Genomic DNA, 13,674 nt, shown 5'->3' with positions numbered 1-13,674 from the left:
CGCTTTACTCGGGACGGCGGGATATCCGCCATCGTCTCGTTCAAACACAAAAAGCCGCGCGTCGCTCCGCTCCGATCAGGAAGCAGAACCCCGCCCGTCCAAATCCTTATTCGGGGCTCCAGCCCGCCCTTCGCCCCACTCCGGGGGCAGAAGCGGTCGAAATCCCGCCAGTCGTTCGACCTCGAAGGTCCAGCGATCAGCCCGCCCGCCCTCAAGCAGGACGGCGTGTATCGCATTTTCCAGCCCAAGGGCCAAACTCAAATCGTCCGCCGTGAAGGCGCCGCAGACTTTCGGGGTCGGCGTTTGGTGTTTCGCGAGGGAAAGCAGCTTGCCCCGGCCATCGGCGGAACCGTCCGCGGCCTCCACGATCCACGCGGCCTTGCCCGATCGGATCGTGGCGGCCGCCTTCTCGAAGCCTGAGATAAGCACGCCCTCGCGCCGGGCAAGCCCCAGCTGGTCCAGGCAGCGCCGGAACAGCAGGGTTTCAACCAGATCGGCGAGATCGGCGGCCGGTTTCAGCGGAGTCTTGGCCGCGCGCGAGAACAGGTTCTTCCTCACCGCCGCCTCGACCGAGGCGCGGTCGGCCGCGACCCACAGGCCGCGGCCGGGCAGCTTGCGCGCCAGGTCGGGAGCGACCGTGCCGTCCGGAGCGGCGACGAAGCGGACCAGTCGAGATTCATCCATGACCTGGTGGGTGACCAGGTCCCGGCGTTCCCTATCGATCGTCGCTTCGCGCAAACTCATGGAGGGCCCGGTCTCCCATCACGCGTTTTCGGGCTGTTCGGAGTCCTCGGCGAGGACCTCCGTCTCGTCGTCGCCTTCGGGCGCCGCCTCTTCCCCGCCCTCTTCCTGGGCCGCGAAGACGGCGTCGGCGTCGTATTCGCCTTCGCCTTCTTCCTCGTATTCCGGCTCAGGCTCAGGCTGCGGCAGCTCCGAGGCGTCGATCCAGCCGGCCGCCACGCGGGCCTGCAGGATCAACATCTCGGCGTCTTCCTGCGCCAGGTTGAAGCTCTCGAGAACGCCCGGGACCTTGACCCGCTCGCCGTTCTTCACCTCGTAGCCGCCGCGGATTTCGTCAGTGGCCAGGTCGGCGAGATCCTCGACCGTCTTCACGCCGCCCTCGCCGAGGGCGACGGCGATCTGCAGGGTCACACCCGGCACCTCGAGCACGCCGTCCTCGACACCCAGTTCCTTGCGCCTGGCGTCCAGAATAGCGGCCTGCTTGTCGAGGAAGTCGCGGGCGCGAGCCTGCAGTTCCTCGGCGGTGTCGTCGTCGAAGCCTTCGATGTCCGAAATCTCGTAGGTTTCCACAAACGCCAGGTCTTCGACCGTGGCGAAACCTTCGGTGACCAGCAGTTGGGCGATGACCTCGTCCACGTCCAGGGCTTCCTGGAACAGGGCGGTGCGCTCGGTGAATTCGCGCTGGCGGCGCTCGGAGTCCTGGGACTCGGTGATGATGTCGATCTGCCAGCCGGTCAACTGCGAGGCGAGGCGGACATTCTGGCCGCGGCGGCCGATGGCCAGCGACAGCTGTTCGTCCGGCACCACCACCTCGACGCGGTCGGCCTCTTCATCGAGCACCACCTTCGACACCTCGGCCGGGGCCAGGGCGTTGACGATGAAGGTCGGTTCGTCGGCGTTCCACTGGATGATGTCGATCTTCTCGCCCTGCAGTTCGGCGACCACCGCCTGAACGCGCGAGCCGCGCATGCCGACGCAGGCGCCGACCGGGTCGATCGAGGAGTCGTTGGACAGGACGGCCATCTTGGCGCGCGAGCCGGCGTCGCGGGCGGCGGCGCGGATCTCGATCACGCCGTCGTAGACCTCGGGCACTTCCTGGGCGAACAGCTTGGCCATGAAGCCCGGGTGCGAGCGGGACAGCATGACCTGCGGGCCCTTCGCTTCCGGGCGCACGTCGTAGATGTAGGTGCGGATGCGGTCGCCGATGTTGAAGATCTCGCGCGGGATCGAGTCGTTGCGGCGCATGATGCCCTCGCCCCGGCCCAGGTCGACGACGGTATTGCCGTATTCGACGCGCTTGACGGTTCCGTTGACGATCTCGCCGACGCGGTCCTTGAACTCTTCGTACTGGTTGGCGCGCTCGGCGTCGCGAACCTTGCCCATCACCACCTGGCGGGCCATCTGGGTCTGCACCCGGCCGAATTCGAACGGCGGCAGCTCCTCGACATATTCCTTGCCGACGACGGCCTCGGGATCGCGCTTCAGCGCGTCCTTGAGGCGCACCATGGCGCTGTCGTTGAACTCTTCCAGCTCGTCCTCGGGCTGCCAGTCGTCCTCGACGATGGTGACGTGACGGGTCAGGGCCAGTTCGCCCGATTTGACATCGATCTTGGCGCGGATGTCGTGATGGGCGCCGTAGCGCGACTTGGCGCCCTTCTGGATCGCCTCCTCGATCGCCTCGACGACGATCTCCTTGTCGATGTTTTTCTCGCGCGCGACCGCATCGGCGATCTGCAGCAGTTCGAGTCGGTTCGCGGAAACGCCGGCGACAGCCATGGTCTAGTCCTCGGTCTCAGAAGAGTTGTCGTTACGGGCGGCGCGCTTTTCGGCGCCCGCCTTCATCAGTTCGTCGGTCAGCACCAGTTTGGCGTCGACCAGCCAGTCGAAGGGGATGAGGGCCGTGTCCGCCTCCCCGTCCAGATCGATGGCGATGTTGTCGCCGTCGGTCCCGGCCACCACGCCCTTGAAGCGTTTCCGCCCCTCGATCATCCGGTCCGTCTCCAGCCGCGCCTCATAGCCCTCGAACAGGTCGAAGTCGGACTGGCGGGTCAGCGGACGGTCGACGCCCGGGGACGACACTTCCAGCAGATACTCGCCCGAGATCGGATCGGCGGCGTCGAACACCTCCGACACGGCGCGGCTCAACCGGGCGCACTCCTCTACGGCGATGTCGTGGTCCGCCGGCCGCTCGGCCATGATCTGCAGCCGCCGCCGCTGCGTCCCGCCCATCAGACGCACGCGCACGATGTCGAGGCCCAGGCTCTCGGCGATCGGCTCGATCAGCTCCAGGAGCTGGCGGTCTTCTGCGGTCTTGGCCTTCAAGTCATTCTCTGTCGGGCCGCCACGCAGGCGCCCGATGTGTCCCGGACAAAACAAAAGCGGCTGGCCTCCCGGGCCGCCGCTTCAAACGGCGCCGTTGGACGCCGGTCTAACGATGTGAGGGGGCATATAGCCCTGTGAAACGGCTTTGTCAGCCCCCGTCGTCGCAAGCCGTCCGATGATCATTGCTTCCGGCGTCTCCCGTCGCCAGAACAGGCTCGATGAAAGTCCACTGGATCGGCCTCGGCATCCCCGGTCGCCTCGGGGTGTCGCGCAGGCCCGACGGCGGAGCCCTCGACGAACAGTTCGCCCGCCGGGGTCACGGCGTGGTCGATCATGTCGTCAACCTGCTCGAGCCCGAGGCGGCGGCGTCGACGGGATTGGCCGGGGAGGGCGCGGCGTGCGAGCCACACGGCGTCGGCTTCTGTAATTTCCCGATCACCGACGACGGCCTGCCCCCGAACGTCGAGCACTACCACCGCGTCGCCCACGCCATCGACCGCCGTCTGCCCGCCGGGCAGGCGCGGGTCATGCACTGCCGCGCCGGGCTGGACCGCGCCCCGTCGCTGGCCAACGGCGCCCTCATCGCCAGCGGGATGAACATCGACGGGGCCGTCCTGCGGGTCGGCCGCGCCTGCGGCCGCCCGGCGGCCGAGACCGACGAACAGTACGAATTCCACAAGGCCTTCGCGGCGGGTGAAATGTGAGCCCGCCGCTCCGCCTCGCCGCCGTCGCCGGCTTCGCCCTGCTGATGGTCGTCTGCGCCCAGATCGCCGTGCCCATGGTCCCCGTGCCGATGACGCTGCAGACTTTCGCGGTGCTGCTGGCCGGCGCCATGCTCGGCGGGTGGTGGGGCGCAGCCGCGGTGATGCTCTACCTGACCATGGCGGCGGCCGGACTGCCGGTCCTGGCCGAGGGCGGATCGGGTTTCGACCGGTTCACCGGACCCACCGCCGGCTATCTGGCCGCCTTTCCCCTCGCGGCCTTGGTCGCGGGCGAATTGTCCCGCCGCCCGATGTTCCGGAGCCCGGTGACGGAAACGGCGCTGATGATCGGCGCCCATCTGCTGATCCTCGCCCTCGGCGCCGCCTGGCTGGCGCGGAGCCTCGGCCCGGCCGACGCCCTCGCCAACGGCTTCACGCCCTTCCTGATCGGCGCGGTGGTCAAGTCGGCGGCGGTGGTTCTCTGCGCAACGGCGCTGCGGCGTCTGACCCTGTTCAGACCCTGACGAAGTCGAGGAAGATCGGCGCGGTGTCGCCCAGCTTCTTCTCCTCGTAGCGGGTGACCACATGGTCCTCCGGCGCGACGCGCCAGTCGTCAGCCCGGTTCGCCGTCCATTCCAGCCCCGGCGTCCGCTCGAACTTTTCCAGCGCCCAGTCGGCGTAGTCCTTCCAGTCGGTGACGAACCTCAGCCGCCCGCCGGGCTTCAGCAAACGGACGATCTCCGCCGCGAACGCGTCCTGCACCAGCCGCCGCTTGTTGTGCCGCGCCTTGTGCCAGGGATCGGGGAACAGGATCATCACCCGGTCGAGCGAGGCGTCCGGCAGGGCCGCCATCACATCCCGGGCGTCATCGGGGTGCAGCCGCACATTCTTCAGCCCGCCCTCCTCGATATGGCGCAGGGCCGAACCGACGCCGTTCAGGAACGGCTCGCAGCCGATCATCAGGGTATCCGGGTGGCGTGCCGCCTGGGCCGCCAGATGCTCGCCGCCGCCGAAGCCGATCTCGAGCCAGACCGCCTTCGCGTCCGGCGCCAGCGCCCGCGGGTCGATGGCGCCGGCCTTGGGATCGGGCAGGGCCACGGCCGGCATCAGGGTGTCGAACAGCGCCGCCTGGCGCGGCTTCAACGCGCGCGACTTGATGCGGCCGAACGAGCGGAGCGGACGGTGCGCGGGATCGTCGGTGGAGGACATGGGTCGGCGGTGTAGAGGGGCTGGGGGCCAGGGGCTAGGGGCTACGGGAACCGTCCCGCGTCGACCCGATCCTGCCTGGCCGCCAGCCCTTTGTCAGACCAGCGCCTTCAGCTGATCGACCAGATCCGTCTTCTCCCAGCCGAAGCCGCCGTCCGCATCCGGTTCGCGGCCGAAATGGCCGTAGGCGGCGGTGCGGGCGTAGATCGGCTTGTTGAGACCCAGATGCTCGCGGATCGCTCGCGGCGTGGCGCCGCCGATGAAGCCGAGCAGCTTGTCCTCCAGCAGGGTCTCGGCGACCTTGCCGGTGCCGTGCATATCGACATGGATCGATTGCGGTTCGGCCACGCCGATGGCGTAGCTGATCTGGATGGTGCAGCGGTCGGCCAGGCCGGCGGCGACGACGTTCTTGGCCAGGTAGCGGCAGGCATAGGCCGCAGAGCGGTCGACCTTGGTCGGGTCCTTGCCCGAAAAGGCGCCGCCGCCGTGCGGGGCCGCGCCGCCGTAGGTATCGACGATGATCTTGCGTCCGGTCAGGCCCGCGTCGCCGTCGGGACCGCCGATCTCGAACACGCCGGTGGGATTGATGTGCCAGACGGTCTCGTCGGTGACGAAACCCTCGGGGAGCACCGACAGCACCACCGGCTTGACCACCCCGGCCACCTGCGCCTGGGACAGGCCGCGGGCATGCTGGGTCGACACGACGATGGAGGTGGCGGCCACCGGGCGGCCGTTCTCGTAGCGCAGGGTGACCTGGCTCTTGGCGTCTGGCTCCAGCCGCTTTTCCCCGCCATGGCGCAGCTCGGCCAGCCGCTTCAGGATGCGATGGCTGTAGGCCAGGGTCGCCGGCATCAGTTCGGGCGTCTCGTTCGAAGCGTAGCCGAACATGATGCCCTGGTCGCCCGCGCCCTCGTCCTTGTTGCCCGAGGCGTCCACGCCCACGGCGATGTCGGCCGACTGGGCGTGCAGGTGGCATTCATAGGAGGCGGTCTCCCAGTGGAAGCCGTCCTGCTCGTAACCGATGTCCCGGACCGCGGCCCGGACCAGCGGCTCCAGGCTGTCGATAATCGACTGGGTGAACGCCTCGTTCTGCTCTTTCGTATGGCCCGGCTTCGTCGCCCGGACCTCGCCGGCGAGCACGATGCGCTGGGTGGTGACCAGGGTCTCGCAAGCCACCCGGGCCTCCGGATCCTGCGCCAGGAACGCGTCGACGACGGTGTCGGAGATGCGGTCGGCGACCTTGTCGGGATGTCCTTCCGAAACGCTTTCGGAGGTGAACTGGAAGGACGAACGGGCCAAGGCAAACTCCTGATGCGCGGAACGGCCGCCAGACATATAAAGATATGTTTATATGTTCAAGATGCGGAGCGACTGGGGAGCGGGAATTTCCACCACCGGCTCGCTGGCCGCTCGGCTGCCAGCCAGCGCTCGGCAACGCCGGCGATCAGGGCCAGGTAGGTGACCGCCCACAAACCCAGTTGCGCCGAGAGTGCGGCATACAGTGAGACGTCCGGGCGGAGAATCTCGAGAAGCGTCACGAGGCCGCACAGACAGACGGCTGCGGCAGCGACCAGCAGCCACCAGCGGTCGAGCCTGAAACTCATCCAGATCAGGGCCAGGGCGGTCAGCAGTGGCGCCAGCATCGCCGCCCGGTGCGGAGCAGCGATCGGCAGGCGGGCCACGCCGATGGTAAGCAGATAATCGCAGACGAGGACAGCCGCCCCCAACCGTTCGGTCTGACCGCCCTTCCACCCCGCGAGCGCGAAGGCCACCCAGCCGAGGACATGGGCGATCAGGCCGAAGAGCGACATGGCGCGGCTTCCTCTGAGCGACTGGAACGGTCACGGACCGCCCGGCGGCGCCGCCACTGCCGGTCGACGCTGACCGCTCGTTCCCCCGCCAGCCATCGTTCGGCGACACCGCCCAGAACCACTATGTAGAGGAAAATCCAGAAGCCAAGTATCGCGGACAGCATCGCGAACCTGGACAGTTCCGGGTTCACCATCCCGATGGCGCGAACCAGCACGCACAGCGCCAGCGATGCGGTCGCCGCGATCGGCCACCATCGATCGGTCCTGAAGGCAAGCCAGCCGAAAGACAGCATGACAACGAAGTCCTGTGTCGCCGCGATGGAATCGACCTCACGGATGCTCCAGGCGACGCCGAGCCTTGTAACCAGATAGTCGAGGAGCAGCACCAGTGCGCCGAAACGCTCGGGATGGCCGCCCTTCAACCAGCCGATGCTGATTGAAAGCAGGGCGAAGACATGCATGGCTATGACGAAGGGCGTGGTGATGCGGCGCTCCCGTCAACTCCGGCCTCAGCCGCCGCTCCCGGGTCGCGGGAAAGAGGTGGACTCCCCGATCTCCTGGGCCTGCCCCGCGTAATCGAGGATCAGGTCGGCCACCGCCTTCAGCATCACCGCCGTCACCACGATGAAGACCAGCAGGATCAGAAGGCGGACGGCCCAGTTGCGGGGCGGGGGGCGGTAGCCGAAGCGCCGTTCAGGCTCCCTGTCTGGGCTCCGACCTGCGCCATCACCCAGCCCGCGCTCAGGACCTGCCGAAGCAGTTCCCGCGGATCGGACTCCGCCGCGTCGTCCGCCAATCCCCGCATCAGATGGCTGCGCACCGGATCGTTCGAGCCCATCGGGCTGAATGCGTCCAGCGCGGCTTCCAGATCCTCCCAGGTCCAGTGAGGAAGCGGCGTGCTCTTCAATGCCATGGTCTGTCTCCCTGTCGAGGAAGACATCAGGGGCGGAAGCGGCGGCGGCGCCAATGGGGTCTTTCGGCCCTGGTACGTTTCGTTCCAGGAGAGCGAGCGCGGCCTTGCGCCGGTTGACGCCCAGCCGGCGGCAGGCCTCGTGCACATGTTTCTTGACGGTGGCCTCGGACAGCCCCAGCCGGCCGGCGATTTCCTTGTCCGTCAGAAAGGCCGTCAGCCTCAGACACTCTTCCTGACGGGCGCTGAGACGCTGCGACATTCCATGCTCCGGTACGAACGGAACAGCTACGGCGCGGCGCCGCCGTCGTCCAGTGCCCTGACGTCAAGTTCGGCGCCTGTCATCCGTTGTGACCGCCTTCGCGCCGCCGCTGATGTACGCGACCTGACGTGAGCGCCGCCAGGATCTCGACCGCCGCAACGACATGACGCAGCCGACGGTCGCGACGCCGCTCCCGGAACATCTCGCAGAACCGTTTCCCGCCGGATTGGTTATCTCGGGCGCCCGTACAGCTGAGCGAGACATCGATGATGCAGACCATCACCCATGGCGGCGCGACCATCGCCGCGTTCCACGACGAGCCGACGGGGAGCTGGCAGTATGTCGTGAGCGATCCGGAGACGCGGGCGGCGGCGGTAATCGATCCCGTCTGGGACTTCGACGAGAAGGCGGCGGCGACCGCGACCCGTAATGCCGACCGGATTGCGTCCTATGTCCGGGCGCAGAATCTGCAGCTCGCCTGGATCCTCGACACCCACCCCCACGCCGACCATTTTTCGGCGGCCCCTTATCTGAAGGACCAATTCGCGGCGCCGACCGCCATCGGTGAAAAGGTCAGAGGCGTGCAGGCGCTATGGAAGGATATCTATGGGCTCGGCGACGACTTTCCGACCGACGGCCGTCAGTGGGACCGGCTGTTCTCCGAAGGCGACACGTTCAAGGTCGGCGGCCTCGACGGGAAAGTGATGTTCTCGCCGGGGCACACCATGGCGTCGATTACCTATGTCATCGGGGGCAACGCCTTCGTCCATGACACCCTGATGATGCCGGACGCCGGCACATCTCGCGCGGACTTCCCCGGTGGCGACAGCCATGCGCTCTATCGCAGCATCCAGGAAATCCTCGCCCTCCCCGACGACACCGGCGTCTTTATCGGACACGACTATGGCCCCGAGGGGCGCGAGCCGGCCTGCTTCAGCACAGTCGCGACCCAGAAGGCCGACAACATCCACGTCGGCGGCGGCGTTTCCGAAGCTGAGTTCGTGGCTCTTCGCGACAAGCGCGACGCCACCCTGCCCCTGCCCAGGCTGATGCTCTACGCCCTGCAGGTGAACATCCGGGGCGGGCGTCTGCCAGAGCCGGAGTCGGACGGTCGTGCATTCTTCCGTATACCGGCCAATCAATTCGAGCCGCCGAAGACCGGTCAGGACAAGGAAGCCGGATGAGCCCTGAACCGATTTCATTTGTCTGGCCGCTGGCCGGCGGCCTGCTGGTCGGCCTGTCGGCGGCGATCTACCTGCTCGTCAACGGTCGGGTGACGGGCATATCAGGTCTGACAGCGAACGCGACGGGCCTGTCCCGGGGCGGTCCGAGGATATTATCACTGACCTTCATCGGGGGGCTGCTGGGAGGGGCCGTGCTGAGTGCAGCCTTGGTCCGGACGCCCGAAGTCCAGATCACCTCCAATCTCTGGCTGCTGATCGCCGGCGGCCTCATCGTCGGCTTCGGAACACGATGGGGATCGGGTTGCACCAGCGGCCACGGCGTGTGCGGCCTGGCTCGCCTGTCACGGCGCTCGATGGTCGCGACCGCGGTGTTCATGGTGGTCGCCGCCGTCACCGTGTTCGTCATCCGTCACATCCTCGGATGGGGTCTATGAGCCGGCTGGTCGTTGCGCTGATCTGCGGTCTGCTGTTCGGCGCGGGCATGGTCATCTCCGACATGATCAATCCGGCGCGGGTGCTCGCTTTTCTCGATGTGACCGGGGCGTGGGACCCGGCTCTGGCGTTTGTAATGGGTGGAGCCCTGGTCCCCTCATCCGCCGCCTGGCTGATCCGCCGGCGGCTCAACGCGCCGATGGCCGCGGACGCGTTTCACGTCCCTGAGAACCGGACCATCGATCTGCCCCTCGTCGGGGGCGCGGCGTTGTTCGGCCTCGGCTGGGGCCTCGTCGGACTGTGCCCGGGCCCTGCCCTGGCCGCCCTGACCACCGGGGCCTGGCAGGCGTTCGTCTTCGTCGCTGCGCTGGTTTCCGGCATGGCGCTGTATCGCCTGACGTTGGATCGCGGATCCTGAGCGCCCCCCGAAAATCAATGAGGAGACGGTGATGGACATACGCCCCCTGGACGGCCGCCTGTCGGCTTCGCCGCAGATCGCGCCCGAGGACATGCCGGCGATCGCCGGGGCGGGTTTTCGATCAGTGGTGTCGAACCGGCCCGACGGCGAGGGTCCCGATCAGCCCTCCGCGGCCGAGATCGAGGCCGCCGCGCGGGAAACCGGGCTGGCGTTCGCTCATGTGCCGGTGGTCGGAGGCGCCATCGAGAAAACGGATATCGACCGGTTCCGCCAGGTCGTGGACGACCTGCCGAAACCGGTCCTCGGTTTTTGCCGGACGGGGACGCGAACCACGACCCTCTGGGCGCTCCAGCACGCCGGCGAACGATCGGCCGACGAGCTGATCGACGTCGCCCGCGCTGCGGGCTACGACATCAGTGGACTGGCTCCCCGCCTGCAGGCGGCGAAATGATGAAGGGACGCGGGATCTGATGGACGCCGCCGCCTCTCTCAGCCTTGTCCAGTACGGGCTCGGCGCTGCGGCCGGGTCGCTGGTGGGGTTCTCGCTGGGTCTGGTGGGCGGCGGCGGCTCCATTCTGGCGGTGCCGCTGATCGTCTATCTGGTCGGGGTCAAGGATGCCCACATGGCCATCGGCACCAGCGCCTTCGCCGTCGCCGCCAACGCCTTCGCCAACCTGCTCAATCACGCCCGGCACGGGACGGTGCAGTGGAAGATCGCCGGCCTGTTCGCCGTCGCCGGCGTGGTGGGGGCCGCTCTCGGATCCACGTTCGGCAAGGCGTTCGACGGCGACCGGCTTCTGGCCTTGTTCGCCATCCTGATGCTGGTCGTGGGGGGGCTGATGCTGCGCGGCCGCAAGGCTGGCGGCGACGCGGAGGTGCGACTGACGACCGGGAATGCCCCGAAGCTCATCGGGACCGGCGCGGCGACCGGCATGTTGTCCGGCTTCTTCGGGATCGGCGGCGGGTTCCTGATCGTGCCCAGCCTGATGTTCTCCACCCGGATGCCGATCTATTACGCGGTGGGCTCTTCCCTTGTCGGCGTCACCGCCTTCGGCCTGACGACCGCCTTCAACTACGCCCTGTCGGGTTGGGTGGACTGGCTGCTGGCGGGCGTATTCGTGGCCGGCGGCGTCCTCGGAGGGCTTCTGGGCGCGAGGTCCGCCAAGGCGCTGTCCGCGCGCAAGGGAGCGCTGAACATGGTGTTCGCGGCCCTGATCTTCGTCGTCGGTTTTTACATGCTCTACCGGAGCGCCGGCGCTCTCTTCACGACGTGACGCGTCGTTGACGACATCACCGCCAGCCGAGACACGGGCGCCGCCAGGGCGAAGCGGCCCGCACGCCGACCCATCGCCCGCCCTGCTGACCGCAGCTATCAAGAAAATGGTGCCGCTTAGGTGACTCGAACACCTGACCCCCGCATTACGAAGGCTACTCCAGCCTCGGGCCTAAAGCCTTGCAGGCTATGGTTTTGAGCCAGATTCTGCCGACACCTGACGCCCCTACCCAGCCCCTTCCCAGATTGGCTTGAGGGACCGTCGAGGCCGCTTCCTAGGTTACGCGACTTAACGTGGGAAGCGCCGAGAAACCGACCTGCGCCATACCCGCAAACGGGCCCGATTGAGCGCTCACTTCACAGGCGTGGACGGTGCGCGGAGTTTCTATCCTGTGCAGACTATGATCGCCCTTCGACCAATCTCGGACAACGAGTAGTCCCAAGGACAGACCCGGCGACGGCGCACCATCCCCTATCGCTGTCCTTGCGCCGGTCCCCGAAAGCGCCATCCCGTACGCACGACCCACACGCGGTCGCGGTCCAAGCTAGTCAGCGCATCTGCAGGACCACTCAGAGCTTCCTCGCGCGACGTCTTTGGCCCGACACAAAGAGAGCTGACGCAAGGCCAATCACCGCCCCGGCTGTCATTGACCTAGTCATGGAACCTCCTCAAGCCATCGTGAGCCGTTCTCATCAGTGTCCGAGGTTTAGTAGCCATTCGCGAACACCTGACACATCGAGTTGAGGCGTCCCATTCGCTGCAGGGCGTCGAGCTTGGCGATCGCCTCTTCGCCGCCGTCCCGTTCAAAGATCACCAAGCGCTCCCGAACGTCGTCACCGACCTGTACGGCCCCCTCGAACACCAAGGTGTTAGCCGCCGTGCGCCGGGTCGTCGTGCGTGTCCAGTCAATCTCGAAGGAAGGGAAACTGCCGTTTCGCGCGACCCCGAGGTGGGTGACGCACGGTAGTTCCGGGAACGCGCTGTCAGTACGGGCAGCGACCGTGCCCCGCCCCCAAGTCGAGATGAAGAGGCCCTTAGCGGTGTCGCCCTCCAGAACGCGCATCTGGAGATCGAGCGCCGACGCGGCCGAGCACCCCTTTGCGTCCCCGGCCTCGCATGACCTGCGAAGCCAACGAAGGCTCTCGTCGAAATCGATCGTGGCGCCATAGCCAGGGAGGTTCAACAAGCCGTATTGATAAGCGTAGCCGGGAATTTCGGCCTCCGCCGCCAAACGCGCGTAGCGAGCCGCCATGCTGTAGTTCACCGCGTGCCCGCTCCCGCCGATGTAGAAATCCGTCAGCACAGACGCAGCACGAGCGTTTCCACCGTCGCTGGCGAGCGTCAGGAGCCGGCGGGCCTCAGCCAAGTCCACCTGAACGCCGCCGGTGCCGTTTACGTAGAAGAGAGCCAGTACGTACTGTCCGAACGGATCCCCGGCCTGGGCAGCGGCCCGGGCCCACCGCATCGCTTCGCCAGGATTGCGGGTCAGTCCCGCTCCAGTGACATAGGCGCCAGAGATCACCGCCATCGCCTTTGCATCGCCCTGCTGCGCCGCGGCAAGGACCCGTTGCGCCGCGCCCGGAAAGCCGAGGCGTTGGCGGATGTCCGGGGCGATCATGACCTGCCAATCACGGGCGGACATGCCCCAACGATCCGTCGTTTGCGCATGCGTGGTCCCGAACAGGCCGAAGCTCAACAACAGAGCAAGACCCAATCGGGAGCATGACTGAACGAAGCCAGCGGCTAGGCCGGCGATACCTCTCGCGAAGGAAGTTCGCATCCCTTGAATGTCTCCCATCAGGTTAAGCAGGTGGTGGAATTTGTTTTCCACTCCAACCCACTTGATCAAACTGGTCAGAAAGCTCGCTGTCTGCCGGTATCGTTCGAGGTCAAGACGTCCTCAGTTGCCGTGAGGCTCGCGGGCCAAGAAGACGCCGCAGCCCTCTTGGCGGTTCTCGGCATTGCGACTGTTGGTCAGGCGCCCGCGAGTGATCACCAAGAAACGACGACGACCGACTTGCCGTAGGTATTGCGTTCTTGGTTAGCCATCCGGTTGCGTGCGTCCTCGGCGTCCTGGACATTGTCATAGAGCACGCTGCTCGGCGTGCCGACCATCGCGCTTCGGGTGCTGGCCACCAAGTTCTCGCGCTCCCGGGCAGAATACCAACGGCGGATCGCCGCGCTGAGGTCGGAGCTGTTCACCGACATGACCGAGTTCGAAATATAAAACGTACTGCCGTCATTCCCATAAGCCCATGCGAAGACGTATCGCGTCGACTGGTTCGCGCTAGCGACCGCCGGCGCCAAGGCCAGCAACGAAGCCGCAATCACCGCGCGGCGTACCAAGTTCTTCATGAGATCCTCCCCGGACTTTTGTTTTCGGCTTGGGCAGTCCACCTGCACAAGAACACCC

The 13,674-nt window shown here is 66.8% G+C and carries 17 protein-coding genes; 7 read left to right on the top strand and 10 right to left on the bottom strand.

Going from position 1 to position 13,674, the window contains the following annotated elements; translation table 11 throughout:
• Positions 1-75 precede the first annotated feature (75 nt).
• The 3 genes from HNQ67_RS07005 to rimP are packed head-to-tail and all read right to left on the bottom strand — an operon-like array spanning position 76 to position 3,063.
• Positions 76-744, bottom strand: a complete 669-nt coding sequence (locus tag HNQ67_RS07005; RefSeq protein ID WP_183253735.1) for an RNA-binding protein — start codon at positions 742-744, stop codon at positions 76-78.
• Between the two features lie 18 nt (positions 745-762).
• A complete protein-coding gene (nusA, locus tag HNQ67_RS07000; protein WP_183253733.1) occupies positions 763-2,517 on the bottom strand; it encodes a transcription termination factor NusA in 1,755 nt (584 codons plus the stop codon).
• Positions 2,518-2,520: 3 nt separating this feature from the next.
• Positions 2,521-3,063 (bottom strand): ribosome maturation factor RimP, encoded by a 543-nt coding sequence (gene rimP, locus HNQ67_RS06995; RefSeq protein WP_183253731.1) that lies wholly within the window; start codon positions 3,061-3,063, stop codon positions 2,521-2,523.
• A gap of 218 nt (positions 3,064-3,281) precedes the next feature.
• Between rimP and HNQ67_RS06990 the strand changes: the two genes are divergently transcribed.
• On the top strand, positions 3,282-3,767 hold the full coding sequence (locus tag HNQ67_RS06990; protein ID WP_183253728.1) for a protein-tyrosine phosphatase family protein: 486 nt from the start codon (positions 3,282-3,284) through the stop codon (positions 3,765-3,767).
• The gene (locus tag HNQ67_RS06985; RefSeq protein ID WP_221247771.1) at positions 3,764-4,288 is read left to right on the top strand and encodes a biotin transporter BioY; all 525 of its coding nucleotides are present in this window, start codon (positions 3,764-3,766) and stop codon (positions 4,286-4,288) included. The genes HNQ67_RS06990 and HNQ67_RS06985 overlap by 4 nt, the downstream gene beginning before the upstream one ends.
• Here the strand turns inward: HNQ67_RS06985 and trmB are convergent.
• From trmB to HNQ67_RS06960, 5 genes are all read right to left on the bottom strand, one after another.
• The gene (trmB, locus tag HNQ67_RS06980) at positions 4,278-4,973 is read right to left on the bottom strand and encodes a tRNA (guanosine(46)-N7)-methyltransferase TrmB (protein ID WP_183253726.1); all 696 of its coding nucleotides are present in this window, start codon (positions 4,971-4,973) and stop codon (positions 4,278-4,280) included. The genes HNQ67_RS06985 and trmB overlap by 11 nt on opposite strands.
• A gap of 93 nt (positions 4,974-5,066) precedes the next feature.
• A complete protein-coding gene (gene metK, locus HNQ67_RS06975; protein ID WP_183253724.1) occupies positions 5,067-6,269 on the bottom strand; it encodes a methionine adenosyltransferase in 1,203 nt (400 codons plus the stop codon).
• 56 nt (positions 6,270-6,325) lie between these two features.
• Positions 6,326-6,781: a hypothetical protein gene (locus HNQ67_RS06970; protein WP_183253722.1), complete on the bottom strand. Its 456-nt coding sequence runs from the start codon at positions 6,779-6,781 to the stop codon at positions 6,326-6,328.
• Complete coding sequence (locus HNQ67_RS06965) at positions 6,763-7,242, bottom strand: hypothetical protein (protein ID WP_183253720.1); 480 nt, start codon at positions 7,240-7,242, stop codon at positions 6,763-6,765. Before HNQ67_RS06965 ends, HNQ67_RS06970 begins: the two co-directional genes overlap by 19 nt.
• Positions 7,243-7,290: 48 nt before the next feature.
• A complete protein-coding gene (locus HNQ67_RS06960) occupies positions 7,291-7,953 on the bottom strand; it encodes a helix-turn-helix domain-containing protein (protein ID WP_183253718.1) in 663 nt (220 codons plus the stop codon).
• Positions 7,954-8,219: 266 nt separating this feature from the next.
• Between HNQ67_RS06960 and HNQ67_RS06955 the strand changes: the two genes are divergently transcribed.
• From HNQ67_RS06955 to HNQ67_RS06935, 5 genes are read left to right on the top strand one after another with little or no spacing between them, the layout of a single operon-like run.
• Positions 8,220-9,137, top strand: coding sequence for an MBL fold metallo-hydrolase (locus HNQ67_RS06955; protein WP_343054843.1), 918 nt, complete (start codon positions 8,220-8,222; stop codon positions 9,135-9,137).
• Positions 9,134-9,571, top strand: coding sequence for a YeeE/YedE family protein (locus HNQ67_RS06950; RefSeq protein WP_183253716.1), 438 nt, complete (start codon positions 9,134-9,136; stop codon positions 9,569-9,571). The genes HNQ67_RS06955 and HNQ67_RS06950 overlap by 4 nt, the downstream gene beginning before the upstream one ends.
• On the top strand, positions 9,568-9,987 hold the full coding sequence (locus tag HNQ67_RS06945) for a DUF6691 family protein (protein WP_183253714.1): 420 nt from the start codon (positions 9,568-9,570) through the stop codon (positions 9,985-9,987). Before HNQ67_RS06950 ends, HNQ67_RS06945 begins: the two co-directional genes overlap by 4 nt.
• A 31-nt stretch (positions 9,988-10,018) precedes the next feature.
• A complete protein-coding gene (locus HNQ67_RS06940; protein WP_183253712.1) occupies positions 10,019-10,438 on the top strand; it encodes a protein tyrosine phosphatase family protein in 420 nt (139 codons plus the stop codon).
• A 19-nt stretch (positions 10,439-10,457) separates the two neighbouring features.
• Complete coding sequence (locus tag HNQ67_RS06935; protein WP_183253710.1) at positions 10,458-11,261, top strand: sulfite exporter TauE/SafE family protein; 804 nt, start codon at positions 10,458-10,460, stop codon at positions 11,259-11,261.
• Between the two features lie 706 nt (positions 11,262-11,967).
• On the opposite strand, the gene HNQ67_RS06930 is transcribed toward HNQ67_RS06935, so the two are convergent.
• Together HNQ67_RS06930 and HNQ67_RS06925 are read right to left on the bottom strand one after the other, a co-directional pair.
• Entirely contained in the window at positions 11,968-13,110 is a 1,143-nt protein-coding gene (locus tag HNQ67_RS06930) for a tetratricopeptide repeat protein (protein ID WP_183253708.1), read from the bottom strand.
• Between the two features lie 143 nt (positions 13,111-13,253).
• Entirely contained in the window at positions 13,254-13,616 is a 363-nt protein-coding gene (locus HNQ67_RS06925; RefSeq protein WP_183253706.1) for a hypothetical protein, read from the bottom strand.
• Between the last annotated feature and the right edge of the window lie 58 nt (positions 13,617-13,674).

The sequence above is a fragment of the Brevundimonas basaltis genome (assembly GCF_014202075.1).
Lineage (GTDB): Bacteria > Pseudomonadota > Alphaproteobacteria > Caulobacterales > Caulobacteraceae > Brevundimonas > Brevundimonas basaltis.
Note: the sequence above shows the minus strand (reverse complement) of the source record. Positions and strands in the feature narration are given on the sequence as shown.

What these genes read in the sequence shown, in the direction of transcription:
- HNQ67_RS06960 (WP_183253718.1), bottom strand. Translation starts at nt 7,953, where the DNA reads ATGTCGCAGCGTCTCAGCGCCCGTCAGGAAGAGTGTCTGAGGCTGACG.
- HNQ67_RS06970 (WP_183253722.1), bottom strand. Translation starts at nt 6,781, where the DNA reads ATGTCGCTCTTCGGCCTGATCGCCCATGTCCTCGGCTGGGTGGCCTTC.
- trmB (WP_183253726.1), bottom strand. Translation starts at nt 4,973, where the DNA reads ATGTCCTCCACCGACGATCCCGCGCACCGTCCGCTCCGCTCGTTCGGC.
- HNQ67_RS06965 (WP_183253720.1), bottom strand. Translation starts at nt 7,242, where the DNA reads ATGCATGTCTTCGCCCTGCTTTCAATCAGCATCGGCTGGTTGAAGGGC.
- HNQ67_RS07005 (WP_183253735.1), bottom strand. Translation starts at nt 744, where the DNA reads ATGAGTTTGCGCGAAGCGACGATCGATAGGGAACGCCGGGACCTGGTC.
- HNQ67_RS06955 (WP_343054843.1), top strand. Translation starts at nt 8,220, where the DNA reads ATGATGCAGACCATCACCCATGGCGGCGCGACCATCGCCGCGTTCCAC.
- nusA (WP_183253733.1), bottom strand. Translation starts at nt 2,517, where the DNA reads ATGGCTGTCGCCGGCGTTTCCGCGAACCGACTCGAACTGCTGCAGATC.
- HNQ67_RS06925 (WP_183253706.1), bottom strand. Translation starts at nt 13,616, where the DNA reads ATGAAGAACTTGGTACGCCGCGCGGTGATTGCGGCTTCGTTGCTGGCC.
- HNQ67_RS06945 (WP_183253714.1), top strand. Translation starts at nt 9,568, where the DNA reads ATGAGCCGGCTGGTCGTTGCGCTGATCTGCGGTCTGCTGTTCGGCGCG.
- HNQ67_RS06940 (WP_183253712.1), top strand. Translation starts at nt 10,019, where the DNA reads ATGGACATACGCCCCCTGGACGGCCGCCTGTCGGCTTCGCCGCAGATC.
- HNQ67_RS06950 (WP_183253716.1), top strand. Translation starts at nt 9,134, where the DNA reads ATGAGCCCTGAACCGATTTCATTTGTCTGGCCGCTGGCCGGCGGCCTG.
- HNQ67_RS06990 (WP_183253728.1), top strand. Translation starts at nt 3,282, where the DNA reads ATGAAAGTCCACTGGATCGGCCTCGGCATCCCCGGTCGCCTCGGGGTG.
- HNQ67_RS06935 (WP_183253710.1), top strand. Translation starts at nt 10,458, where the DNA reads ATGGACGCCGCCGCCTCTCTCAGCCTTGTCCAGTACGGGCTCGGCGCT.